This window comes from Curtobacterium phyllosphaerae (assembly GCF_049341865.1).
GTDB classification, from domain to species: domain Bacteria; phylum Actinomycetota; class Actinomycetes; order Actinomycetales; family Microbacteriaceae; genus Curtobacterium; species Curtobacterium phyllosphaerae.
Map to the genome: position 1 here is coordinate 526,224 of NZ_JBMPIU010000001.1, position 22,388 is coordinate 548,611.

Here is a 22,388-nt window from a genome sequence, read left to right on the forward strand (position 1 = left end):
GTGAGCATCGGACGCATGACGGACCGCCACACGGCCAGCACCGGCGTCCGCATCGTCGGGGTCAGCGGCAGCCCGTCGGACCCGTCACGGACCTCGACGCTCGTCGCCGCGACGGTCGCGCGGCTCGCCGCGGAGTTCGACGACGCCGCCACCCGCATCGTCGAGATCGGTCCGCTGCTGCCCGACCTCGGCGGGTCCCCGGTGCGCGAGCAGATGGGCTCCGCCACGACCGAGGCGCTCGAGGCCGTCGAGCAGGCCGACGTGCTCGTCGTCGGGAGTCCGGCGTTCCGCGCCGCGTACTCGGGTGCGTTCAAGCTGTTCTTCGACTGGGTCGGGCAGTACGCACTCGTGGACACGCCCGTGCTGCTGACGGCGACCGGCGGCAGCGACCGGCACGCCCTCCTCGTCGAACACCAGATGCGGCCGCTGTTCGGGTTCTTCCAGTCGACGACACTGCCGGTCGGGGTGTTCGGGAACGAGCGCGACTTCGCACGGCGCGAGGGCGGGTACGACGTGTCGAGTGTCGACCTCGAGCTGCGGATCGACCAGGCCGTCCGGCGTTCACTGCCGATCATCCGGGGCGGGATGGCGGCGGCAGCCCTCAGCGTGGACGCTGTGCAGCGGACGGCCGGGTCCTCGTGACGCGTGCGAGGCCGACGTCCCACCCCGCGGCGCATCGACCTCGAGGCCCGTGGCGCCGGGGACTCGGGCCGCGTCAGCCGAGGAGCGTCACCAGGTGCAGGACGGCGAGTCGGTAGCCGTCCGCCCCTGCCCCGGTGATGACCGCGGTCGCCGCCGTCGCGACGTGGTCGACGTGCCGGAACGGTTCGCGTCTCCAGGTGTTCGAGAGGTGCACCTCGACGACCGGGACGTCGAGCGCCTCGACCGCGTCGTGGAGCGCCACCGAGGTGTGCGCGTACGCGGCCGGGTTGATGACCACTCCGCCGACGTCGTCGAGGGCCTCGTGGAGCCACTCCACGAGTTCCCCCTCGCGGTTGCTCTGCCGGAAGTCGACCTCGAACCGGGCGTCGGCGGCTGCCGCACGGACGATCTCCTCGAGGTCGCCGAGCGTCACGGTGCCGTACTGGGCCGGGTCGCGCCGCCCCAGGATGTCGAGGTTCGGCCCGTTCAGCACGAGGATCCGCCTGCTGTCGCTCATGGCTCGGAGCCTATCGGAGGCCGCCGCCGCTGCCTTTCTCCGTCGCTCCTCCTCGCCGAGAATGCAAGGACGCGGGGTGCGGGATGCCCTGCACCCCACGTTCGTGCGTCCTCGCGAGTCCCGGACTGGAGGCGCGACCGACGCCGGCTGTCCGGCCGGCCTGGGTGGGCCTCCAGTCCGGCTGCGCGCGTCCCCGGCATCGGACCGCAGGCGACGGTCGGTGTCGGAGGGATCCGCCAGGATCGGGGCATGGACCCGAGTCAGCCCGCGTCAGTGCCCGCCGCCGACCTCGTGGTCGGGGAGGACGGCCTCGCGCGACCGGTGTGGGCGTCGAGCGACTCGATGCTCCGCGACTACTACGACACCGAGTGGGGGATGCCCGTGCGGGACGAACGCGGGGTGTTCGAGCGGCTCAGCCTCGAGGCGTTCCAGTCCGGTCTCTCGTGGCGGACCATCCTCGCCAAGCGTCCGGCGTTCCGGCAGGCGTTCGCGGACTTCGACCCCGACGTCGTCGCCGGGTTCGGGGAGACCGACGTCGCCCGGCTGCTGGCCGACGTCGGGATCGTCCGGAACCGGGCCAAGGTCCTCGCGACGATCACGAACGCGAACGCGACGATCGCCCTGCGAGAGGACGGCGGTCTCGCGGAGTTCGTGTGGTCGTTCCGGCCGGCTGCGACACCCGAGCCGACCTCGTCCGCCGAGGTGCCGACGAGGTCGGAGGAGTCGCTCGCGCTCTCGAAGGCCCTCCGGAAGCGCGGGTTCTCCTTCGTCGGTCCGACGACGATGTACGCGCTGATGGAAGCGCTCGGGATCGTCGACACACACCTGACGGGCAGCCATCGGCGGGGGAGTTCCGGGGTGTGGGTGCGCTGACGGGGGTCCGGGGTCCGGGCGTGGGGTCTTGGGCGTCGGGTGTCTCGGCGTCGGGTGTCTCGGGAGAGCATCGTTGGCAATGCAGGAGTTCTCTGCCGGGTGCGGGTCCGCTGGTGGTGTTCCGGAGGCGGTGTCCTGCGTTGTCGACGGGGCCGGGTCGTCGCGGGGTGCGGCGGGTGCGGGGCTGGGGCTGGCGGTCTCGGGCGCGGTGCGAAGCGGTGCGTCGGCAATTCAGGAGTGCTCCGCCGGGTGCGGGTCCGCCGGTGGTGTTCCGGAGGCAGTGTCCTGAGTTGTCGACGGGGCCGGGTCGTCGCGGGGAGCGGTGTCGGGGCGCTGCGGGCGAGGGCTGCTCACGGAGGGTGCGCCGTGCCTCCCGATCGTGCTGCCGGCCACATGGACGGCGGTTCCGCAGGATCCGAGGCGAATCCAGGGGCTCAGCCCACCCGGGACACGCTTCGTTCCTGAATTGCCGACGGCGCGCTATGCCGACGGCGCGCGAACCCGACGGCGCGCGCCACCGACCGCGCCCGGCGACCCCGGCCGCGCCCGGCCCACGCGCCACACCGACGTCAACCGCGCCGCTTCTTGCCCTTCGGGCCGCTGCCGCCGGTGCGCCGCGTGCCGCTCTTGTACTTCGCGTTCGCGAGCTGCGCACCGCGTGAGTTCGGGCCCCCGGGGATCGGCTTCTGTTTCGGGGTGGGCTTCCTCGGCGCCGACGCCGCAGCCGCAGCCGCAGCCCCACCCGAACCCGCGGCTCCACCCGAACCCGCGGCCCCACCCGAACCCGCGGCCCCAGCCGTCGTCCCGTCCGCATCGGCCCGCCCACGGGAGCTGTTCGCCGATCGCCCGCGGACGATGCCGATGAACTCCTGGACCAGGGCGTCGTCCGAGGACTCCGGGCGCCACACGAGGGCGATCCGGGTGCCGGGAGCGTCGACCAGCGGCCGCCCGACGAGGTCGCCCCGGGACGCCGCCCGGAACAGCGACTGCGGGAGGACCGCCACCCCGGCCCCCGCCTCGACGAGGTCGAGCGTCGCGGCGACGTCATCCGGGACGGGCCCGTTCCCGAGCACCGTCACGCCGTCGGCGAGGTCGGCACCCGTGAGTGTCTCGTGCTCGGCGAGCGGGGAGTCCTTCGGCATCGCGACGACCGGCGTCTCGGTCCAGAGCGGGATCGCGGAGAGTCCGTCCGGCACGGGCATCCGGGCGAAGCACATGTCGACGCCGTCCTCGAGCGCATCGGCGACCTCGGCGGCACCGAACGCACGGAGCAGCAGGTCGTCGGACGGGAGCCGCTCGCGCCAGATCCTGACCCACTTGGCGGGGGAGACTCCCGGCACGACGGCGACGGTGAGGCTGGCGGACATGGGACAACCGTACCCGGCGCCTCCCGGACCGCAGCTGCCCGACCGTCCCGTACCCTTGGGGACATGGCGCAGGAACAGATCATGAAGCCCGAGACGGCCGCGAAGAAGCTCGGCATCCTGTTGTCTGCAGCGCCGCAGTCATTCCGGGACGAACCGATCACCCGCACGGCGTTCGACGAGATCCAGGCGGACCCGCCGGAGTGGCTCGCCGAACTCCGACGCACCGGCCCGCACCCGCGCCCCGTGGTCGCTGCCAAGCTCGGGGTGTCGATCTCGGGTCTGGCGCGCGCCGGGGTCGACGACACGATGACCACCGAGGACATCAAGGCGCTCCTCGATACCATGCCGGAGTGGCTCGTCACCGAACGTGCGACCCAGGCGCAGGTCCGTGCGGAGAACGTCCGCGTCAAGGAGCAGCGCGCCGCCAAGGCCGCGAGCGCCGACTGACAACTCCGGACCATGCACGACACCGTGACCGACGCGATGCTCGTCGTGCCGCAGTTCGCCTCGGTGTGCTGCATCGTCGGGGACCGGTACCGTCCGCGCCCCACGGTCGTCGTGCCGGCTGCGGTGATGCTCGTCGCGATGCTCCTGCCGGCGTTCGACGCCCGGCCGGGGTGGACGGTCCTCGCGGCGACGGTGCTGCTGTTCCTCGCGCCCCTGCCGGTGATGCGACGCCGACGGGCCGACGGGCGCCGTGCCGAGCCGATGGACGTGCACCGGGCGCTGTCCTCTGTCGTGATGGCCGGGATGCTGCTGATGGGCGCCGCCGCCCGCGCGTCGACCATCGCCACGGCCGGCACCGACACGATGTCGCACGGCGTCGCGCTCGGGGCCGTGCTCGGGGGCGGGGTGATCGGGTACTGCGCGTTCAGCGGGTGGCTCCTGCGGGAGGAGTGGAACCGCGAGGACCGCAAGGCGGTGCGGAGCGCCGAGGTGTTCGCGATGACCGTCGCCGTCATCGGCATGACGCTGGCGATGTAGACGGCACCGGGGGAGCGCGGGGACGCCGATCGGGAGCCGGACTGGAGGCCCTACGCGCGCCAGCGACGCAGCTCGCCGTACGAGCGTGCCTGGTCCGTCCGGTCCGCCACGAGCCGCTCGAAGACGATGTTCGTCTGCGTGGTCGCCACCGAGGGGTCCCCGCTGAGTTCGTCGGCGACGAAGTCCCGCAACTGCTCGGTCGACGTGCAGGCGATGTGCACGAGGAAGTCCTTGTCGCCGGCGAGGAACGACACGTCGAGCACCACCGGAACGCGCAGCAGCCGCTTGGCGAACTCGCGGAGCTCCCGGCGGGCCGCGGCGTGGACGCGCACCGACACCATGGCCTCGATCGAGAACCCCAGCCGGGACGCATCGATCGACGCCGCGTAGCCCCGGATCACGCCGGCCTCCTCGAGGGCGCGCACCCGCATGAGACAGGTCGAGGGCGCGACGCCGACCATGGCCGCGAGTCGGTTGTTCGGGATGCGGGCGTCGGACGCGAGGACCCAGAGGATCCGTTCGTCGAGCTCGTCGATGCGGACGGGGCCGGTGTCGGTCTGCGGCGATGTCGGTGAACGGTCGAGCATGGAGACTCCCGGATGCTGCAGGATGTGCGGAGCGACGGGGTCATCCTCGCACGATCCGCGATGGCTGTCAGCGGGTGAGCGTCATCGGCAGGTGTGGGATCCCGTCCTCGAGGAACCCCTCGCCGCTCCGCACGAACCCGAACCGCCCGTACCAGTCCTCGAGGTGCGCCTGGGCATCGAGGGCGATCGAGCCACTCCGGCACGACGCGATCGCCGCGCGCATGAGCTCGCCCGCGAGGCCCGCACCACGAGCTGACGCCGCCGTGGCGACCCGCCCGATCCGCTCGGTGTCGTCCGGCTCCCGGAGGACCCGGAGCGTCGCGTCGACGCCGTCGGAGCCGGCCCAGAACTGCACGGTCGTCGGCTCGACGTCACGGCCGTCGATGTCGGGGTAGGCGCAGCCCTGCTCCACCACGAACACGTCCTGTCGCAGCCGGAGGATCGCGTGGAGCGTCACCGCGTCGAGGTCACGGGTCGGGGCGCTGGAGATCGTCGCCACGGAGGATCCTTCCTGGGGTGGGCCCGGGGGCCTGGGGGTCCGGAGGCCTGGGGGACTGGGGGCTCGGGGGTGCGACTCGGGGTGACCGGCCGCGGTCCGGACGTGCGTCCAGACCTCCGGCCCATTACTCTACGTGGGCGGGCAGACCGACCCGCGGATGCTGCACCCGCCGCGTCCTGACCCACCGGACGGGCGTGCCGGAGCCGGGCCGGGCCTCCAGTCCGACCGGAACCCGGACCGTCGGCCGGCTGGCGGCGCCGCCACGCCGACGACCGGTCCGCCCGCCGGAAGCGCGCACGCTGGACGCTGGCCGATCGCTCCCTGGGAGCGGACGAAGTCCCGTCTGTGAGAAGTGGAAGCGCGGTGGGGCCTCGTTCGCAGCGGTCAGCGACCACGATGGTGCCCGTCCCGTTCGAAAGGCCGCAGCATGCTCCACGATCTCCTCCGCATCCCGATCGTGCACCCCGCGGTCCTCGTCCCGGTCGACGTGATCGCGGCACTCCTCGTGATCGTGACGCTCCTGCCGGACCGGAACCGCCCGGACCGGAACCGCCCGGACCGGAACCGCCGGGGCGGCCAGCTCCGTCGCTTGCTCTGGCGGATCGGCGGCATCGTGGTCGGCGCCGTGGTCGGCGTCGTCCTGACGTGGTGGATCGGCGACGTCCAGGACGCGTTCGGCGTCTCGTTCACCCCCGTGACCCGGATGTGGATCGCGATGCTCTTCGGCGTCGCAGGGCTGCTCGTCGTCGCCCTCGTGCAGGGCCGCAACGGACGCCGGGTCGTCGCGGTCCTGGCGACCGCCGCCGTCGCCCTCGCGACCGGGCTCGGCATCAACGTCGACTTCGGGGCCTACCGGACGATCGAGCAGGCGATCACGACGGACCCGTACCCGGCCGGCTCCCTCGGGCACGAGCAGGGCATCGGCTCGGCGGTGCTCCCCGTCGCGACGACGTCCACCTGGACCGCGCCGGCGGGGATGCCGAAGCACGGGCGGATCATCAGCGTCCGCATCCCCGCGACGGTCTCGCACTTCCACGCCCGTCGGGCCGTCGTGTACCTCCCGCCGGCCGCCCTCACGGCGACGCCGCCGGTGCTCCCGGTGGTGATCAGCCTCTCCGGTCAGCCGGGGCAGCCGAGCGACATGTTCGCGACTGGGAGACTGGGCGACGTGATGAACCAGTACGCCGCCGCCCACCACGGCCTCGCACCGATCGTCGTCGCGCCGGACCAGCTCGGAGCCCCGAACCGGAACCCGATGTGCGTCGACTCCCGCCGCCTCGGACGTTCGGCCACCTACATCATGACGGACACCACGAACTGGATTCGCAGCCACCTCCGTGTCGCGAACGGGTCCGGTGCCTGGGGGATCGTCGGCTTCTCCCAGGGCGCGACCTGCGCGATGCAGTTCTCCACCGAGCACCCCGGCGTGTTCGGCGCCGCCCTCGCGATCTCGAGCGAGCTCGCGCCGGTGACCGGGAACGCGTCCCACAGCATCGCGGTCGCGTTCCACGGGTCGGCCGCCGCCTACCGGGAGGCCGCACCGCTGACGATCATGCACGAGCACGCACCGTACATCGACCACCTCACCGTGTTCGCGTACGGGTCCCAGGACGCCCCGTACCGTGCGTCGACGACCGCCCTCCGCGCGGGGGCGATCGCGGCCGGCATGGACACGCGGTTGATCGTGTCCCCGGGGTCGGCGCACGACTGGAACACGGTCCGGTACGCCATCGTGAACGGCATGCCGATCGTGCTCGACCACCTGGGGCTCCGATGACCGACGTGGACGAGCGACGCCGGTTCCCGTCCGCGGCCCTCGGCAGGGTCTGGGCCATGGTCCGCAGCCGGCCCTTCACCGCAGTGGTCGCCGTGCTGCTGGTGATCGCCAGCGTCGCCGGTGTCGCGCTCCGCGCCTCCGGACTGGAGGCCGGGCGCCCGACCGCCCCGCTGGCTGCGGCCGGGTGGTTCCGGCCGTTCGGCGTCGTCGCGGTGACGAGCAGCGTCCTCGGGTTCATCGTGACGCTCGCGGCGGTCCTCGTGATCATCGGGGGTTCCGAGCGGCTCCTCGGATGGCGCCGGACCTTCGTGGCGTTCGCCGTCACCGCGATCGTCGGCACGGGGCTCGGCGCCGTGCTCCAGTTGCTCGACACGGACCGGGTCGCGACCGGGCAGCGCTGGTCGACGTTCCTGCTCCACGTGAGCAGCTTCGACCCCTGGACCGCGATCGCGGGCACCGTCGTCACCGCCAGCGCGTTCGCGGGTGCCCTGTGGCGTCGCCGCATCCGGGTCACGGCGCTCGCGGTCGCCGCGGCCCTCCTGCTCTACGCGGGACACGCCTCCGACCTGTACGCGATGCTCGCGGTGCTCGTCGGCCTGCCGCTCGGGGCGATCCTCCGGCACGCGCCGCTCCGACGCGGCTGGACCCGCAGCTCCTCGCGAGAGGTCCGGGTGCTGTTGTCGACCGTCGTCGTGGTGTCCGCCGTCGGCCCGGTGATCGCCCTGGTCTCCGGCAGCCGCATCGGACTCCTCGCCCCGCTCGCCGCCGTCGTGGGGACGGGCCCGGTCGCCGCCGCACCGCACTGCGCGGTGACGACGGTCACCGACACCTGCGTCCACGGGCTCGCCTCGGTCCACCCGCACGGCGTGTTCGCGCTCGTGCTCGCGGTGATGCCGTTGGTCGTGCTCGCGGTCGGGGCGCTCGGGCTCGGGCGGGGGAGCCGGTTCGCGCTGTGGCTCGTCGCCGGCGTCGACCTCGTCACCGGTGTCTCGGCCGCGCTGTTCTACGGGGTCGTCCCGCACGTCGGGGGGGCGCGGGCGGACATCGACGGCCGGATCGCCTCGGACCACCTCGCCGTCTCGCTGTCGATCGCGGCGTCGGTGCTGGTGCCGCTGACCACGGCCGTGGCGCTCGTCGTCCGGCGTGCGGACTTCCCGGTCCGGACCACCCATCGTCGCGTCCTCGTGTTCGGCGTCGTGGTGGTCGTCACGGCGGTCGTGCTCGCCGCCGTCGTCGTCGCGGTCGCGGCGGCGTCCGGTCGTACGGTCGGCGACCCGCTCCGACTCGCCCTCACCGTCCTCGGGCCGATCGCTCCGGTCACGTTGCCCGCCCACGTGCGCGAGCACGTCCCGGTGCTCCGCACGGTGATCGGGCTCACCGGACCGCTGCTCTGGCTCGTCGTGGCGCTCGCCGCGATCCGGCCGACCGGCGCGGCATCCGCGAACGCCGACCTCGCGGGGACCCGGCACGCCCGGGCGGACGCTCGGGCGCTCCTGCTCGCCGGCGGCGGGGACACCTTCGGGTGGATGACGACCTGGACCGGCAACGAGTACTGGTTCGCCGGGCCTCCCGCGACCGCGCGTGCCGCCGTCGCGTTCCGCAGGACCGGCGGGGTCGCGGTCACGGTCGGCGGTCCCTTCGGCCACGAGGACGCGCGGATCGCCGCGCTCGAGGGGTTCGCCCGTCACTGCGACGACAACGGCTGGACCCCGGTCTTCTACGGCATCGACGCGGAACAGGCCGCGGCACTCCAGGACCTCGGATGGTCGACGCTGCCGGTGGCCGAGGACGCCGACCTCGACCCGCGGACGTGGACCACCGCGGGCAAACGCAAACAGGACGTCCGCACCGCGGTGAACAAGGCCCGCCGCGAGGACATCACCGCCCTCTGGTCCGACTGGGCAGGGCTCCCCGCGTCGGTCGCGCGTCAGGTCGAAGCGATCTCCGAGGAATGGGTCTCCGGCCGCGAGCTGCCGGAGATGGGGTTCACGCTCGGCGGTGTCGACGAGATGCGCGACCCGGCGGTCCGGACCCTCGCCGCGGTCGCCGCCGACGGCACGGTGCTCGCCGTGACGAGCTGGCTGCCGTCGTTCCGGGACGGCGTGGTCGTCGGCTGGACACTCGACGTGATGCGACGGCGCGGGGACGCCCCGAACGGCGTGATGGAGTTCCTCGTCGCGAGTGCGGCCGAGCGGATGGGCGCGGACGGTGCCGAACGGTTGAGCCTGTCGGCGGCACCGCTCGCGTCGTCGGTGGACCGCTCGCCCGAGGACCGCGGTGGCGTCGAGACCGTCCTCGACCTCGTCGGCGGTGCCCTCGAGCCGGTCTACGGGTTCCGGTCGCTCCTCCGGTTCAAGGCGAAGTTCGGGCCGGACCTCCACCCCCTCGTGATGGCGTTCCCCGACCCGGTGGCGCTGCCGGCGATCGGGGTCGCGATCGTGCGGACCTACCTGCCGGGCCTGTCCCTGCGGCAGGCGGTCTCGATCGTCCGGGACGCCGGGTGACGCGGGCCACGGGGTCGCCGACGGGCGTGGAGTAGTCTCGAGGCACGCACAGCGCTCCGGGGTCGGTGCAATTCCGAACCGGTGGTGACAGTCCACGAACTGCGTCCATGCCTCGGCACGGACTCGGTTGACACGGTGAAACCCCGTGACCGACGGTGAGAGTCCGGATGGGAGGAAGCGCTCGGCGGTCCGGTTCGTGGACCGCCGACACGGCCGACCCGTGGAGTCCGACGAGGACTCCGCGCCCCGGAGTCCGATCAGACAGGACTCCAGTGTTCACCGGCATCATCGAGGAACTCGGTCGCATCGACCGCATCGACGACCGCGGCGACTCGATCGCCATGACGGTCCGCGGTCCGCTCGCCGTCAGTGGCGTCCGGCACGGCGACTCCATCGCGGTGAGCGGTGTCTGCCTCACCGTGGTCGAGTCCGACGCGGAGTCCTTCACCGCCTTCGTGATGCGTCAGACGCTCGACATGAGCATCCACGGCACGCTGCGCGAGGGCGACGGCGTGAACCTGGAACGAGCGGCACTCGTCGGCGACCGCCTCGGCGGCCACATCGTCCAGGGGCACGTCGACGGCACCGCGCGGGTGCTCGCCACCGAGGACGGCGACGGCTGGCGGCGGATCCGGTTCTCGCTGCGTCCCGACCTCAGCCCGCTCGTCGTCGACAAGGGCTCGATCGCACTCTCCGGTGTCAGCCTCACCGTGAGCGCGGTGTCCGACGAGTCAGTCGACCCGGCATCGGCGTGGTTCGAGGTCTCGCTCATCCCCGAGACCCTCGCCGCGACGACGCTCGGGCGGCTCGTCCCCGGGGACGACGTCAACGTCGAGACGGACGTCCTGGCGCGCCAGGTCCGGCGGATGCTCCGGTTGGAGGCCGCCGCCGCGCTCGGCGAGGCCGCTGGTGCTGGTGCCGGTGCTCGTGCCGGTGTCGGTGCTGGTGCCGGTGTCGGTGCCGGTGCCGGTGCGTCCGTCGGGCCGGAGGCGCGGTGATGGTCGCCGACACCACTCCCGTCGCGCGGCCGGTCACCCCGGTCCCGGTCTCCGCGGTGCCGATGCCCGCCACGCCCGGCCTGTCCTCCATCGAGGACGCCCTCGCCGCGATCGCTGCCGGACGTCCGGTCATCGTCGCGGACGACGAGTCGCGTGAGAACGAGGGCGACGTCGTCCTCGCCGCTGCGCTCGCCTCGCCGGAGTGGATCGCGTGGACCGTCGCGCATTCCTCCGGCTTCATCTGCGCCCCGGTGAGTGCCGACATCGCCGACCGACTCGACCTGCCTCCGATGGTCGCCCACAACGAGGACGTCCGGGGGACCGCCTACACGGTCACCGTCGATGCTGCCGTCGGTGTGACCACCGGCATCAGTGCGCACGACCGTGCCCGCACGCTCCGGGTCCTCGCCGACCCGGCGTCCGTCCGCGACGACCTGCACCGGCCGGGCCACGTCGTCCCGCTTCGCGCGCGGCCCGGAGGAGTCCGCGAGCGTGCAGGGCACACCGAGGCGGCGATCGACCTCGTGACGGCGGCCGGGCTCGTCCCGGCGGCGGCCATCTGCGAGATCGTCGACGAGGACGGCGGCATGATGCGACTGCCCCGGCTCGTCGAACTCGGGGCTCGGGAGTCCGTGCCCGTCATCACGATCGCAGCGTTGGCCGACTGGCTCGATGCACGCGACACGAACGAGGCGGCGCCGGGCGTCGCAGGAGGAGCACACTCATGAGCGGAGCAGGCGCGGCGGATCGCGACCTCGTCGACGGGACGGGCATCCGGGTGGCGATCGTCGCCGGTCGGTGGCACGACGTCATCGCCGGCGGACTGCTGGCAGGTGCCCAGCGGGAGATCGAGCGACTCGGGGCGTCGGCGGTCGTCATCCCGGTGCCCGGGAGCTTCGAGTTGCCGGTCGTCGCGAAGGCCGCCCTCGAGGCCGGGTACGACGCCGCCGTCGCACTCGGGGTGATCATCCGCGGTGGGACCCCGCATTTCGAGTACGTCTCGGACGCCGCGACCAGCGGTCTCACCCGGGTCGCGCTCGACACCGGCAAGCCCGTCGGGTTCGGGGTGCTGACCCTCGACGACGAGCAGCAGGGCATCGACCGCGCCGGGCTCCCCGGGTCGTCGGAGGACAAGGGCGCCGAGGCGGTGCACGCGGCCGTCTCGACCGCCGTGACCCTCGCCGGGTTGCGGCAGCCGGCCTGACCGTCTTGGGCGGGAGGTGACCGGGGGTCAGCGGGGAGAGGCTGGGCGAGACGGGGCGTCAGCGGAGGGGGGAGACGGGGCGTGGGCGGGGCCCCTGTCCCGGGTGCGTGGTCCCCGTCCCTCGGCTCGGTCGGCCAGGCTGCCGGTCCGCTGTCCGGTCCGCCGGTCCGGCGGTCCGGCCGACCCCGTGGTCGGCAATTCAGGAGGATGGGCCGTTGCGCGGACCGGTCGGCCCGGAACAGCCGCAGGTTCCTGAGTTGCCGCATGGGCGGGGGTTTGGCGGGGACAGGGGGGACTGGAGGCGTGCGGCGGCCGGGACTCGTCCCTCCCGTCCCGCATGTGGTCGGGAACTCAGGATGGGTGCGCGGGTGCGTGGGTCGGTCGGCCCGGAACAGCCGCAGGTTCCTGCGTTGCCGACTCGGTGGGCGCTGGGCGGGGAGAGGACGGACTGGAGGCGCGGAGCTGACGCGACTCGGTCCTCCCGTCTGTCCCGTGGTCGGCAACGCAGGAGGCTGGGTCGGCTGCGTGGGTCCGTTGGCCCGGGAAAGCAACACGTTCCTGAGTTGCCGCCTCGGCGGGGCGGGGGCGGGGGCGGGGGCGGGGGCGTGAGTTGCGCGAGGCCGGGGCGGACTGGAGGCGCGGGGCGGACAGGACTCGTCCCTTCCCTCCGTCCGGTGGTCAGGACCTCAGGAAGGCGGCCGGCTGCGCGGGTCGGTCGGCACGGAACGGCTGCAGGTTCCTGAATTGCCGCATGGGCGGGGACAGGGCGGGGGCGGGGAATGCGCGGCGACGGGGCGGACTGGAGGCGTGCGGCGGCCGGGACTCGGCCCTCCCGTCCATCCCGTGTGCGCGACGAGGCTCGCCGCCGAGGCCATCCGCCCGCCCGCGCACACCGACGACGAAGGCCCCGCACCGGTCGGTACGGGGCCTGCCTCGGAGAGCGGCTAGCGCTTCGAGAAGACGTGGATGGGGAGCGCGAACGACAGGCACATCAGGATGATGCCGCCGAAGAACACCCAGGCCTGCGTGCCGGCAGCGGCCTGGAACGCGAGGCCGAAGAGGTAGATCGAGACGACGAGCAGGACGATCGAGAAGACTGCTGCGATGACGCGACCCACGTGGTACCTCCGGTGACGAACTGGTGTTGCCTCAGTCTATCCCGAGCCGACCGCGGGTCGCGTCACGCACGGGCACCAGGCTCACGCACGGGCACCAGAGCTCACGCACAGCGACCGGAGCTCACGCGCCGGGGCGGGAGTCGACGAGCCGGTCGACGACGACGAGCAGCTCGTCCATCACCACCCCCTCCGGGCGGTCCGCCGAGGACGGACGCCCACCCGCCGTGATGCCGAGCGCCGCCGCGTGGTAGAGGCCGTCACCCATCAGCTTGACGGCCTGCGCGGTCGGGACGTCCCCGAGGTGGTCGATGAGGGTCCGGAGCCACGCATCCTCGGTCGCTTCGATGGTCCGCGCGGCCTCCTCGTACCCAGCCTGCTGGAGCCGTGCCGCCGCGAGGAGTGACAGGTCGAGCTCGCTGCCGACGAACTGGCAGTTCCGGACGAAGTACCGTGCCGCCCCGTCCGCGGCCTCGTGCATCTGCTCGACGTCGATCCCGGCGAGGTCGGTGAGCCGCTCGCACAGCCCGGTCACGAGGGCCGCCTTGGAGCCGAAGTGGTACAGCAGCCCGCCCTTGGAGACACCGGCGCGGGCGGCGACGGCATCGAGCGTCGCGACCCGCTCCCCGTCGTCGCAGACGATGCCGACGAAGCTGTCGAGGATCCGGTCGCGCGCGCTTGCCATGGCGCAATCGTAGCCAGTCGGCTGCCGCTGCCGAGTTGCCGCACAACCGTCCAGACGGTACAGTAGATCCTGTTCATCTCGCCGCGACGTGATCGCACCGTCGCCTGCGCAGCACCACCGCCGTTCCCCGGAGCACCACCATGTCCGTCCTGTTCGCCCCTGCCCCCGCACGCGCCACCTCGAGCCGTCCCCGCCGGTTCGCCGCGCTCGCCGTCCTCATGCTCCCCGTGCTGCTCATCGCCGTGGACAACACGGTCCTGAGCTTCGCCCTCCCGGCGATCTCGCGCGACCTCGACCCCGATGCCACGACGCTGCTCTGGATGGTCGATGCGTACCCGCTCGTGCTGGCCGGTCTCCTCGTCGTCATGGGGTCGCTCGGCGACCGGTTCGGCCGTCGACGCCTGCTGTACATCGGTGCGACCGGCTTCGCCGCGTGCTCGGCCGCTGCGGCATTCGCCACGGACTCGTGGATGCTCGTCGCCGCCCGGGTCGCGATGGGGGTGTTCGGCGCGATGCTCATGCCGTCGACGCTGTCGCTCATCCGCAACGTCTTCGAGGACCGCACCGAGCGCCGGGTCGCCCTCGCCGTCTGGTCGTGCACGTTCTCCGCCGGTGGTGCGATCGGCCCGCTCGTCGGCGGCGTCCTGCTTGCGCACTTCCACTGGGGGAGCGTGTTCCTGCTCGCCGTCCCGATCCTCGTCCTGCTGCTCGTCGCCGCGCCGCTGCTCGTCCCCGAGTCACGGGACCCGAACCCGGGACCGGTCGACCTGGTGAGCATGTTCCTCTCGCTCGGCGCCCTGGCCCCGACCGCGTGGGCGATCAAGTCGATGGTCCACCCGGACGAGCGCGGTGCGGCGATCGCCGCCGTCGCGGTGGGCGTCGTCTGCGGGATCGCGTTCGTCCGTCGCCAGCTGCGCTCCCGGACGCCGATGCTCGACGTCCGCCTGTTCCGGAGCGTGCCGTTCACCGGCAGCGTGGTGATGAACATGACGGCGCTGTTCTCCCTGACGGGGTTCCTGTTCTTCATCTCGCAGCACCTGCAGCTCGTCGCCGGCCTCGACCCGTTCGCCGCCGGGCTCGTGCTCCTGCCCGGGGCGGTGCTGTCCATCGTCGCGGGACTCGCCGTCGTGCCGGTCGTCGCCCGCGTGGCACCCCGATGGGTCGTCGGGGTCTCCCTGCTGTTCTCCGCCGTCGCCTACACGGTGGTCGCGGTCCTCGGGCACGGTGCGTCGATCGCGGCGCTGGCGATCGCGTTCGTGCTGCTCGGCATCGGGATCGGCGCGTCCGAGACGGTGACGAACGACCTCATCGTCTCGACGGTCCCCGCGGCGAAGTCGGGCGCAGCGTCGGCGATCTCGGAGACGGCGTACGAGATCGGCGCGGTGCTCGGCACGGCGGTGCTCGGCACCATCCTCAGCGTCGCCTACCGTTCCCACGTCGTGGTGCCCGACGGCCTGCCCTCGAGCGCGCACGCGGCGGCGTCCCAGACGCTCGGCGGCGCGGTGTCGGCTGCGGACGACCTCGGGGGGCGCGCGGGAGCGGCCCTGCTCGACTCGGCCCGCGCGGCGTTCGACTCCGGGGTCACCGTGACGTCCGGCGTCGCGGCCGCGCTCATGCTCGTCGCCGCTGTCGGCGCCTGGTTCTCGCTCCGGCACGTCGAGCGCTGACACGTCGAGCGCAGCCATGTCGAGCGCGGCCACGACCGGGCTGCCACGGCCGGGGCCGGCCCCCTCCCGGACTGGAGGCGCGGTGCCAGCGGGCCGCGCGCCTCCCGTCCGGCCGCTGGACCGTTCATGCATGCACGCCGAAGGCGCGCGGAACCTGTGAATCGTCGACCGCGATGCAGGTGGAGGTCCTACGTTGGGAGGTGGTCCAGAACGGACCGACCCCCACACGACGAGGACGAGCACCGAACGATGACCAACGCCGACGCCCCGCAGGCTCCCGCCGCGGAGACCCCCGCCGCGCAGGTCCCCGAGGAAGGCGACCCACGCGACCTCGCGGACGCCTACAAGGCGGCGTTCCGCGGACACCCCGCCGGCGTCGCCGTGATCACCGCGGACACCGAGCACGGACCGACCGGGCTGACCGCGTCGTCGGTCGCCTCGGTGGCCGTCGACCCGCCGGTCCTGGTGTTCTCGCTGTCGACGAACTCCGGTTCTGCCGGCGCGATCCTCGGGGCACCGGTGTTCGTCGTCCACCTGATGCGCACCGGTGGTGTCGCGCTCGCCCGGCGGTTCGCCTCCACCGGCAGCCCCTCGGTCGACGAGCCGGGCGTGTGGGAGCGCCTGCCCTCGGGCGACTGGTACCTCCCGGCCGCCGCGACCGCGCTCCGTGCCCGACCGCTCTCCACGACGCCGATCGGCAGCTCCACCGTCGTCGTCGCCGAGGTCCTCGACATCGTCGTGGGACTCGACGACGGCGAGCCGCTCGTCTACCACAACCGAGAGTTCCACTCCCTCACCGACCGCTCCCGCCTGGTCTAGACCGGCGCGCGGACGACACCGAACCACCCCCAATCGAAAGGACACCCGATGGCCGAGTACACCCTCCCGGAACTGCCGTACGACTACGCAGCGCTCGAACCCCACATCAGCGGCAAGATCATGCAGCTGCACCACGACAAGCACCACCAGGCCTACGTGACCGGCGCCAACACGGCGCTGCAGCAGCTGGGTGAGGCGCGCGAGTCCGGCAACTTCGGTGCCATCAACAAGCTCGAGAAGGACCTCGCCTTCCACCTCGGTGGTCACGTGAACCACTCGATCTTCTGGACCAACCTCGGCCCGGACACGAAGGTCCCGGAGGGCGAGCTCGCCGCGGCCATCACCGAGTTCTTCGGTTCGTTCGAGAGCTTCCAGGCGCAGTTCGCTGCGGTTGCCAACGGCATCCAGGGGTCGGGCTGGGCCGTGCTGGCGTGGGACGTCGTCGGCGAGAAGCTCAGTACCTTCCAGCTGTTCGACCAGCAGGGGAACATCCCGTTCGGGCTCGTCCCGATCTTCATGCTCGACATGTGGGAGCACGCGTTCTACCTCGACTACCTGAACGTCAAGGCGGACTACGTCAAGGCCGTGTGGAACATCGTCGACTGGGACAACGTCGCCGCGCGGTTCGCGAACGCGCAGTCGCAGCGCTTCGTCACGCTCTAGCGACGACCGGAGGCCGCCCTGGGGAACCGGGGCGGCCTCCGTCGTGCGTGAGGGACCGGGCGGCCTCCGTCATGCGTGGGAGACCGGGGTCGCGTCCGTCATGCGTGGGGGACCGAGGTCAGCGGGCGACGAACCCCGCCGCCTCGATGAGACGGTGCGCGATCCGTGTCAGCGCCCGGGCCGCGGCGTCGGCGTCGTGGTCGAGGAGACCGCCCCACTGCACACCCCTGGCGGCGAGGACGACGTCGTTCGCAGCGCGCGCGGCGTCGGCGGGGGACATGCCGTGTGCGGTCGCCCAGGCTGCGACGACGTCGACCTGCCGCCGATGCAGTCGGCGGTGCCGTTCGTGGCCGCCGAGCGATTCGACGGATCCCAGTTCGAACGCCAAGCGGGCGGCCAGGGAGCGGGACGGGTCGTCGAGGCCGCCGAACACCGCGAGCACCCAGGACTCGAGGACCGCCGCATCGGCGTCGGGCTCGAGCGTGACGGCGTCGCACCGCGATGCGAGGTCGTCGACGACGGCGTCGAGGAGGGCTTCGCGCGAACCGAAGTGGTAGACGATCGGGTACGCGCTCGTGCCGAGCACGCGGCCCAGCCCACGGACCGAGACGTCCTCGACCGGCGTGGTCCACAGGTGCTGGACGACCTTCTCGACGATGGCCGGTCTGAGCGTCGGGTCTGACTTGCGGGGCATGGAGCTCCTCGGGCGGTCGCTGGGGTGCTGGGCGCAGCCGGCACTCGAGCCGATCGGCTCACTCGTATGTTACCGCATGGACACGAGAATACGACTGGGAGTTCGAGCGCCGCGTTCTGGGGGCAGGACGACCGGCGTCCGGGGCGGACCGGCCCAGTACCGTGGAGGCGATGTCCGAGCACGCCGACCCCCGACCCGGATCGCATGCGTCCCGGCGGTCGACGGGCCTCGGCCGCCGACGTCGCGGGTCCGGCAAGCGGTTCCTGGTCGTCGGGGACGTCCTCGACGCCGTCATCGTCGTCGCCGACGACCCGCGCATCGACGTCGAGCCGGAGCTCGACGCGACGATCCGGCACCGGCCGGACGGCTCCGGAGCGAACACCGCCGCGTGGCTCGGGTGGCTCGGTGTCACTGTCGACTTCGTCGGGCGGACCGGGGTCGACGACGTCCACCGGCACGAGCAGGCGCTCCGCAACGCCGGGGTCACCCCGCACATCGCCTACGACGCCGGGTCCGCGACCGGGGTCGTCGTGTCCGTGCAGACCCTCCGCCGACGGGTCGTGCTCTCCGACGCGGCGGCCGGGGGGACGACGGCGCCGATCGACGTCGACCCCCTGCTCCTCCGGGACGCCGACATCGTGCACCTCACCGGGACGGCCATGTTCGGCTCCGCCGGCCCGGAGCAGCTCCAGGACCTGGTCCACCGAGCCAAGACCGACGGCGCACGTGTCTCGATCGATCCCTCGTCGGCGCTGCGGGTCAGCGCGATGGGACCGGAACGGTTCCTCGCGGCGATCGCCGAGGCCGATCTGATCCTCCCGGACCTCGCCGAGGGACGTGCCCTGACAGGACTCGTCGACCCGGAGGCGGTCTGCGCCGCGCTCGTCGACCACGTCCCGCTCGTCGTGCTCACGCTCGGTGCGGACGGCGTCCTCGTCGGCCGTCGGGGACGTCGCCCTGAGCGGCTGGCGGCCGCCGACGTCAGCGTGCTCGACCGGCTCGGGGTCGGTGACGCGTTCGCGGCCGGGTTCCTCTGCGCCTGGGCGACGGACCCGGTCCGGGTCGTCGCCGCCGCCCGCGAGGGTGTGCGCATCGCCGCCCGGGGTCTCACCGTCATCGGCGCCCGCCCGCCCGTCTGATCCGCCCGCCCGAGGCACCCGCCCGCCCGTCTGACCCGCCCGCCCGAGGCACCCGTCGGTGTGCGGATCGTCGACGCACCGGGGTCAATCGGCGGAGGGCTCCGCGCGCACGACGAGCGTCTGGACGAGTCCGACCCGGAGTGGAGCGAGCCGGATCTCGACGCGGAGCACACCCCGCGTCCCGGCGATGCGCCAGCCGAGGTGGGTCGGCGACTCGGACCAGGTCGTGTCCGGCGGGTCCGTCACGACCGCGCCCGCGACGTCGACGGCGACGCGCACGGCTGCACGACGACGGTCGAGGGGCACGTCCATCGCCACGTTCGGCGCGAGCACCGCGGATGCGGCGCCGTCGGTCGCCGGGTCGCCGGGCGCATCGTCACGACACCACTCGGCCAGGAAGCGCGTCACGGCACCCTGCGCCGCCAGGGTCACCGGGAGCGTCGCCTCCGGCACCTCGGGCGACGCCGATCCGGCGAGCAGCAGGTCATGCGCCTCGGTCGCGGCGAGGGCCACCCGCGCGGCCGTCGCGTTCTCGAATGCGACGACGCCGAGACCGGTCGACGTCGACCACCGCATGTGCGCCGAGAATCCGGGGTACCCGCCGCTGTGCGACACGATCGGCCCCACGCGGGGATCCTCCTCGACGAACAGGCCGAACCCGTACCCCATGGGCCGCGGACCCGGCCCGGGGATGATCCGCATCGCCTGCTGCATCTGTCGACGCCCCTGCGTCGTGACGGGTCCTCCGGAGGAGGGTGCGCCTCCCGTCGGTGTGGCGTCCGGCGTGACGAACGCCGCGGACAGGTGGCGCGCCCACCGCGACAGGTCGGTGACCGTCGAGAACAGGCCGCCGATGCTCGAGAACGCGCCGGGGCCGGTCAGCGGCAGCGGCTCCCAGCCGGCGTCGTGCGGGCGGACGCCGCGGACCACGAAGCCGGGGGAGTCCGCGGCGGAGAACGTCGTCGCCGGGAGGCCGACCGCCTCCAGGACCTCGGTGCGGGCGACGTCGACGTACGGGCGGCCGGACACCACGGCGACCACCCGTCCGAGGAGCGCGTACCCGAGGTTCGAGTACGCGAACCGGGTCCCCGGGACGGCGTCGAACAGGATCCCGGCGCGGAGGACGGCGTCGAACGCGTCGTCGGAGAGGGATTCCTGACGGTCCGCCCACGGGTCGTCGGTCGGGAACCCGCCGGACATCGTCAGCAGCATCCGCACCGTCGGGACCGGCGCGTCCGGCGTCGGCAGACGGACTGCCCGGAACGCCGGCACGAAGTCGGTGATCGGGGCGTCGAGGTCGAGCTGTCCACGTTCGACGAGGAGCATGACCGCCGCTGCCGTGACGCTCTTCGTGCACGATGCGATCCGGTAGACCGTGTCGGCGTCCGGCGGGGAGCCGTCCCCGCGATCACCGTGCCCGCCCGAGGCGACGAGGCCGCCGTGATCGAAGACGCCCCACACCGAACTCGGGGCGATGCCCGCGGACACACGGTCCCGGAACAGCGCGTCGACCCGGGCGAGGAGCTCCGGCGACACGGGCTCGGTCACGCCCGGCGCATCTCGTCGTAGGCGTCGAGGGCTCGGCGGCGGGATTCCTTGAGGTCGACCATCGGCTCCGGACGCAGCTCGTCGTCCGGGATCCACTGCCGGATGTACTGACGGTGCTTGTCGAACTTGTCCGCCTGCAGATCCGGGTTGAACACGCGGAAGTACGGGGCGGCGTCGAACCCCGAGCCCGCGACCCACTGCCAGTTCGCCGGGTTGTTCGCGGCGTCGGCGTCGACCAACGTGTCCCAGAACCACTGCTCCCCGACCCGCCAGTCGACGAGCAGGTTCTTCACCAGGAAGCTCGCTGTGACGAGCCGCAGGCGGTTGTGCATGGCGCCCGTGTGCCACAGTTCCCGCATGCCGGCGTCGACGAGGTCGATGCCGGTGTTCCCGTGCCGCCAGGCGTCGAGTTCGTCCTCCGACGCGTCGCGCCACGGGAACGCATCGAACTCGCGGCGGACGTTCGTGGTCTCGAGCGGCTCGTTGTGGAACAGCTCGTTCCAGTTGAACTCCCGCCACGCGAGCTGCCGGAGGAACGCCGGAGCCTGCCGCCGCTGCTCCGGTTCGAGGTCGCCGTGCATGCGGTGCCACACCTGGAACGGGCTGATCTCACCCCACCGGAGATGCGGGCTGAGCCCACTCGCCGCGTCCATGGCCGGCTCGTCGCGGTGGTCGTAGTCCTCGAGACCGTTCGCGATGAAGTGGCGGAGGCGCTCGGCGGCACCGGCCTCGCCCGGCGTCCACGTGTCGCGGAGTCCGCCGGCCCAGTCCGGACGGGTCGGGAGCAGCTGCCAGTCGTCGAGGTCGTCGCTCGCCGTGCCCCGGTGCGGGCTCGGCAGGTCCCGGGGCTTCGGCATCGGGTGTCGCGGCTCGGGCAGCGCCTGGCACGCACGCCAGAACGGGGTGAACACCTTGTACGGCTCGCCCTGCCCGGTGCGGACCGTCCACGGCTCCCACAGGAGGTTCGCCCCGAAGCTGTGGGCCTCGACACCGCGGTCGTGCAGCGACTCCTTGATGCCGGCGTCGATGTCGCGTTCGGCGTGCGAGTACCGGCGGTTCCAGTAGACCGCCTCGGCACCGGTGTCGGCGACGAGGGCGTCGACCACCCGCGCCGCAGCTCCCCGGCGGAACGTCAGGTGCGAACCGCGGTCGCGCAGTTCGGCGTCGAGCGCGGAGAGCGACTGATGGACCCACCACCGGGCGGCGGCGCCGAGGGGACGGACCTGATCGGACTCGTCGTCGAGGATCCAGACGACCGTCAGCGGGCCGCCGTGGTCGATGCCGGCGCGGAGCGCAGGGTTGTCGGCGAGCCGGAGGTCGTCCCGGAGCCAGACGATGGCGCCGGTCACGATCGTCCGACCCCGGTCATGGACCCGTCCGTGGCGCTCGGCCCGAGGTCGCCGGCGCCGGCGGGATCGGCGATGGCGGTCACGCGACCCGTGGTGGTCGCTGCACTCGCGAGCCGGACCTTGGTGCAGAGGTCCGTGAGGGTCTCGAGCTCGGCGTCCTCGAGACCGGCGCCCATCTGCTCGGCGATGGTCGCCGCGTGCTGCACGGCGACCGACCGGTAGAGGTCGAACCCGTGCGGCGTCAGCGCCACGATGACCCCCCGGGCGTCCGAGGGGTCCGGCTGCTTCTCGACGATCCCACGGGCGGCCAGACGTTCGACGAGCCGGCTGATGCTCGGTTGCGTGAGGAGCAGGTGCCCGGTCAGATCGCGCATCCGGATGCGGCGGCCGGGCTGGGTGGAGAGGTTGAAGCAGACGTCGTACTCGTTGAACGAGATGTCCGACGTCGGGAAGTCGGCGTTGAGGTTCCGCATCACCGTGACCTGGGCTCGGAACAAGGACTCCCAGGCGGCGACCGCGGTGGCCTTGTCACTCATGGTGCGACCTCGTGTGGGGCATCCTCCAACCCTACCGATGCGCGTGCCTGGGCGTCGGGGCGTGCATGGGCGGGCGTGCATGGGCGCTGTGCCGGGACAGGACAAGGGCCGGGTCGCGAGAGGCGTCGCGGCCCGGCCCTTTCCCTTGCACCAAGAGTGTCCTGCAATCACATTCCGCGGAGTCAGCCACAGCAAACCTCGTCCGCATCACAAGAATATAA

General features: G+C 72.7%; 22 protein-coding genes, 1 pseudogene and 1 riboswitch. Of the genes and pseudogenes, 13 read left to right on the forward strand and 10 right to left on the reverse strand.

Annotated features, from left to right (window positions below; all coding sequences use genetic code 11):
- Positions 1–15 precede the first annotated feature (15 nt).
- Positions 16–642, forward strand: coding sequence for an NAD(P)H-dependent oxidoreductase (locus tag ACO0E0_RS02400; RefSeq protein WP_422869800.1), 627 nt, complete (start codon positions 16–18; stop codon positions 640–642).
- 73 nt (positions 643–715) lie between these two features.
- On the opposite strand, the gene aroQ is transcribed toward ACO0E0_RS02400, so the two are convergent.
- A complete protein-coding gene (aroQ, locus tag ACO0E0_RS02405) occupies positions 716–1,159 on the reverse strand; it encodes a type II 3-dehydroquinate dehydratase (protein WP_422869801.1) in 444 nt (147 codons plus the stop codon).
- A 249-nt stretch (positions 1,160–1,408) separates the two neighbouring features.
- On the opposite strand from aroQ, the gene ACO0E0_RS02410 reads away from it, so the two are divergent.
- Entirely contained in the window at positions 1,409–2,032 is a 624-nt protein-coding gene (locus tag ACO0E0_RS02410) for a DNA-3-methyladenine glycosylase I (protein WP_422869802.1), read from the forward strand.
- Positions 2,033–2,601: 569 nt separating this feature from the next.
- Here the strand turns inward: ACO0E0_RS02410 and ACO0E0_RS02415 are convergent.
- Positions 2,602–3,399, reverse strand: a complete 798-nt coding sequence (locus tag ACO0E0_RS02415; RefSeq protein ID WP_422869803.1) for a LysR family transcriptional regulator substrate-binding protein — start codon at positions 3,397–3,399, stop codon at positions 2,602–2,604.
- 63 nt (positions 3,400–3,462) lie between these two features.
- On the opposite strand from ACO0E0_RS02415, the gene ACO0E0_RS02420 reads away from it, so the two are divergent.
- Positions 3,463–3,846 carry a DUF5997 family protein gene (locus tag ACO0E0_RS02420; protein WP_422869804.1) on the forward strand — a complete coding sequence of 128 codons (384 nt, stop codon included), beginning with the start codon at positions 3,463–3,465 and terminating at the stop codon, positions 3,844–3,846.
- Positions 3,847–3,858: 12 nt separating this feature from the next.
- Entirely contained in the window at positions 3,859–4,383 is a 525-nt protein-coding gene (locus tag ACO0E0_RS02425; RefSeq protein ID WP_422869805.1) for a hypothetical protein, read from the forward strand.
- A 50-nt stretch (positions 4,384–4,433) separates the two neighbouring features.
- Here ACO0E0_RS02425 and ACO0E0_RS02430 read toward each other — a convergent pair whose 3' ends face one another.
- Both ACO0E0_RS02430 and ACO0E0_RS02435 read right to left on the reverse strand, forming a co-directional pair.
- Positions 4,434–4,970 carry an Lrp/AsnC family transcriptional regulator gene (locus ACO0E0_RS02430; protein WP_422869806.1) on the reverse strand — a complete coding sequence of 179 codons (537 nt, stop codon included), beginning with the start codon at positions 4,968–4,970 and terminating at the stop codon, positions 4,434–4,436.
- Positions 4,971–5,037: 67 nt separating this feature from the next.
- Complete coding sequence (locus ACO0E0_RS02435; RefSeq protein ID WP_422869807.1) at positions 5,038–5,469, reverse strand: GNAT family N-acetyltransferase; 432 nt, start codon at positions 5,467–5,469, stop codon at positions 5,038–5,040.
- A 427-nt stretch (positions 5,470–5,896) separates the two neighbouring features.
- On the opposite strand from ACO0E0_RS02435, the gene ACO0E0_RS02440 reads away from it, so the two are divergent.
- From ACO0E0_RS02440 to ribH, 5 genes and pseudogenes are all read left to right on the forward strand, one after another.
- Entirely contained in the window at positions 5,897–7,246 is a 1,350-nt protein-coding gene (locus ACO0E0_RS02440) for an alpha/beta hydrolase (RefSeq protein ID WP_422869808.1), read from the forward strand.
- Positions 7,243–9,750 (forward strand): bifunctional lysylphosphatidylglycerol flippase/synthetase MprF, encoded by a 2,508-nt coding sequence (locus ACO0E0_RS02445; protein WP_422869809.1) that lies wholly within the window; start codon positions 7,243–7,245, stop codon positions 9,748–9,750. The genes ACO0E0_RS02440 and ACO0E0_RS02445 overlap by 4 nt, the downstream gene beginning before the upstream one ends.
- 49 nt (positions 9,751–9,799) lie before the next feature.
- Positions 9,800–9,933, forward strand: a riboswitch (FMN riboswitch).
- Positions 9,934–10,022: 89 nt separating this feature from the next.
- Positions 10,023–10,748, forward strand: coding sequence for a riboflavin synthase (locus tag ACO0E0_RS02450; protein WP_422869810.1), 726 nt, complete (start codon positions 10,023–10,025; stop codon positions 10,746–10,748).
- Between the two features lie 62 nt (positions 10,749–10,810).
- A pseudogene (gene ribB, locus ACO0E0_RS02455) lies at positions 10,811–11,452 on the forward strand (3,4-dihydroxy-2-butanone-4-phosphate synthase); the annotation flags it as partial.
- A gap of 20 nt (positions 11,453–11,472) precedes the next feature.
- Positions 11,473–11,952 carry a 6,7-dimethyl-8-ribityllumazine synthase gene (gene ribH, locus ACO0E0_RS02460; RefSeq protein ID WP_422869811.1) on the forward strand — a complete coding sequence of 160 codons (480 nt, stop codon included), beginning with the start codon at positions 11,473–11,475 and terminating at the stop codon, positions 11,950–11,952.
- A 944-nt stretch (positions 11,953–12,896) separates the two neighbouring features.
- Here ribH and ACO0E0_RS02465 read toward each other — a convergent pair.
- The gene (locus ACO0E0_RS02465) at positions 12,897–13,070 is read right to left on the reverse strand and encodes a hypothetical protein (protein ID WP_422869812.1); all 174 of its coding nucleotides are present in this window, start codon (positions 13,068–13,070) and stop codon (positions 12,897–12,899) included.
- A gap of 121 nt (positions 13,071–13,191) precedes the next feature.
- On the reverse strand, positions 13,192–13,752 hold the full coding sequence (locus ACO0E0_RS02470; RefSeq protein WP_422869813.1) for a TetR/AcrR family transcriptional regulator: 561 nt from the start codon (positions 13,750–13,752) through the stop codon (positions 13,192–13,194).
- Positions 13,753–13,892: 140 nt separating this feature from the next.
- Here ACO0E0_RS02470 and ACO0E0_RS02475 point away from each other — a divergent pair, with 140 nt between their 5' ends.
- From ACO0E0_RS02475 to ACO0E0_RS02485, 3 genes are all read left to right on the forward strand, one after another.
- A complete protein-coding gene (locus ACO0E0_RS02475; protein ID WP_422869814.1) occupies positions 13,893–15,419 on the forward strand; it encodes an MFS transporter in 1,527 nt (508 codons plus the stop codon).
- A gap of 249 nt (positions 15,420–15,668) precedes the next feature.
- Positions 15,669–16,238 (forward strand): flavin reductase family protein, encoded by a 570-nt coding sequence (locus ACO0E0_RS02480; RefSeq protein ID WP_422869815.1) that lies wholly within the window; start codon positions 15,669–15,671, stop codon positions 16,236–16,238.
- Between the two features lie 48 nt (positions 16,239–16,286).
- Positions 16,287–16,901 carry a superoxide dismutase gene (locus tag ACO0E0_RS02485; RefSeq protein ID WP_422869816.1) on the forward strand — a complete coding sequence of 205 codons (615 nt, stop codon included), beginning with the start codon at positions 16,287–16,289 and terminating at the stop codon, positions 16,899–16,901.
- Positions 16,902–17,019: 118 nt separating this feature from the next.
- On the opposite strand, the gene ACO0E0_RS02490 is transcribed toward ACO0E0_RS02485, so the two are convergent.
- Positions 17,020–17,595, reverse strand: a complete 576-nt coding sequence (locus tag ACO0E0_RS02490) for a TetR/AcrR family transcriptional regulator (RefSeq protein WP_422869817.1) — start codon at positions 17,593–17,595, stop codon at positions 17,020–17,022.
- A 170-nt stretch (positions 17,596–17,765) separates the two neighbouring features.
- On the opposite strand from ACO0E0_RS02490, the gene ACO0E0_RS02495 reads away from it, so the two are divergent.
- Positions 17,766–18,734, forward strand: a complete 969-nt coding sequence (locus tag ACO0E0_RS02495; protein ID WP_422869818.1) for a carbohydrate kinase family protein — start codon at positions 17,766–17,768, stop codon at positions 18,732–18,734.
- Between the two features lie 84 nt (positions 18,735–18,818).
- Here the strand turns inward: ACO0E0_RS02495 and ACO0E0_RS02500 are convergent, their stop codons facing one another.
- From ACO0E0_RS02500 to ACO0E0_RS02510, 3 genes are read right to left on the reverse strand one after another with little or no spacing between them, the layout of a single operon-like run.
- Positions 18,819–20,282, reverse strand: a complete 1,464-nt coding sequence (locus ACO0E0_RS02500) for a serine hydrolase domain-containing protein (RefSeq protein WP_422869819.1) — start codon at positions 20,280–20,282, stop codon at positions 18,819–18,821.
- The gene (locus ACO0E0_RS02505; protein WP_422869940.1) at positions 20,279–21,634 is read right to left on the reverse strand and encodes a cryptochrome/photolyase family protein; all 1,356 of its coding nucleotides are present in this window, start codon (positions 21,632–21,634) and stop codon (positions 20,279–20,281) included. The genes ACO0E0_RS02500 and ACO0E0_RS02505 overlap by 4 nt, the downstream gene beginning before the upstream one ends.
- On the reverse strand, positions 21,628–22,167 hold the full coding sequence (locus ACO0E0_RS02510; RefSeq protein WP_422869820.1) for a MarR family winged helix-turn-helix transcriptional regulator: 540 nt from the start codon (positions 22,165–22,167) through the stop codon (positions 21,628–21,630). Before ACO0E0_RS02510 ends, ACO0E0_RS02505 begins: the two co-directional genes overlap by 7 nt.
- Positions 22,168–22,388: the final 221 nt, after the last annotated feature.

Coding starts and splice junctions, on each gene's coding strand:
- ACO0E0_RS02400 (WP_422869800.1), top strand. CDS start 16: ATGACGGACCGCCACACGGCCAGCACCGGCGTCCGCATCGTCGGGGTC.
- aroQ (WP_422869801.1), bottom strand. CDS start 1,159: ATGAGCGACAGCAGGCGGATCCTCGTGCTGAACGGGCCGAACCTCGAC.
- ACO0E0_RS02410 (WP_422869802.1), top strand. CDS start 1,409: ATGGACCCGAGTCAGCCCGCGTCAGTGCCCGCCGCCGACCTCGTGGTC.
- ACO0E0_RS02415 (WP_422869803.1), bottom strand. CDS start 3,399: ATGTCCGCCAGCCTCACCGTCGCCGTCGTGCCGGGAGTCTCCCCCGCC.
- ACO0E0_RS02420 (WP_422869804.1), top strand. CDS start 3,463: ATGGCGCAGGAACAGATCATGAAGCCCGAGACGGCCGCGAAGAAGCTC.
- ACO0E0_RS02425 (WP_422869805.1), top strand. CDS start 3,859: ATGCACGACACCGTGACCGACGCGATGCTCGTCGTGCCGCAGTTCGCC.
- ACO0E0_RS02430 (WP_422869806.1), bottom strand. CDS start 4,970: ATGCTCGACCGTTCACCGACATCGCCGCAGACCGACACCGGCCCCGTC.
- ACO0E0_RS02440 (WP_422869808.1), top strand. CDS start 5,897: ATGCTCCACGATCTCCTCCGCATCCCGATCGTGCACCCCGCGGTCCTC.
- ACO0E0_RS02445 (WP_422869809.1), top strand. CDS start 7,243: ATGACCGACGTGGACGAGCGACGCCGGTTCCCGTCCGCGGCCCTCGGC.
- ribH (WP_422869811.1), top strand. CDS start 11,473: ATGAGCGGAGCAGGCGCGGCGGATCGCGACCTCGTCGACGGGACGGGC.
- ACO0E0_RS02470 (WP_422869813.1), bottom strand. CDS start 13,752: ATGGCAAGCGCGCGCGACCGGATCCTCGACAGCTTCGTCGGCATCGTC.
- ACO0E0_RS02475 (WP_422869814.1), top strand. CDS start 13,893: ATGTCCGTCCTGTTCGCCCCTGCCCCCGCACGCGCCACCTCGAGCCGT.
- ACO0E0_RS02480 (WP_422869815.1), top strand. CDS start 15,669: ATGACCAACGCCGACGCCCCGCAGGCTCCCGCCGCGGAGACCCCCGCC.
- ACO0E0_RS02485 (WP_422869816.1), top strand. CDS start 16,287: ATGGCCGAGTACACCCTCCCGGAACTGCCGTACGACTACGCAGCGCTC.
- ACO0E0_RS02490 (WP_422869817.1), bottom strand. CDS start 17,595: ATGCCCCGCAAGTCAGACCCGACGCTCAGACCGGCCATCGTCGAGAAG.
- ACO0E0_RS02495 (WP_422869818.1), top strand. CDS start 17,766: ATGTCCGAGCACGCCGACCCCCGACCCGGATCGCATGCGTCCCGGCGG.
- ACO0E0_RS02510 (WP_422869820.1), bottom strand. CDS start 22,167: ATGAGTGACAAGGCCACCGCGGTCGCCGCCTGGGAGTCCTTGTTCCGA.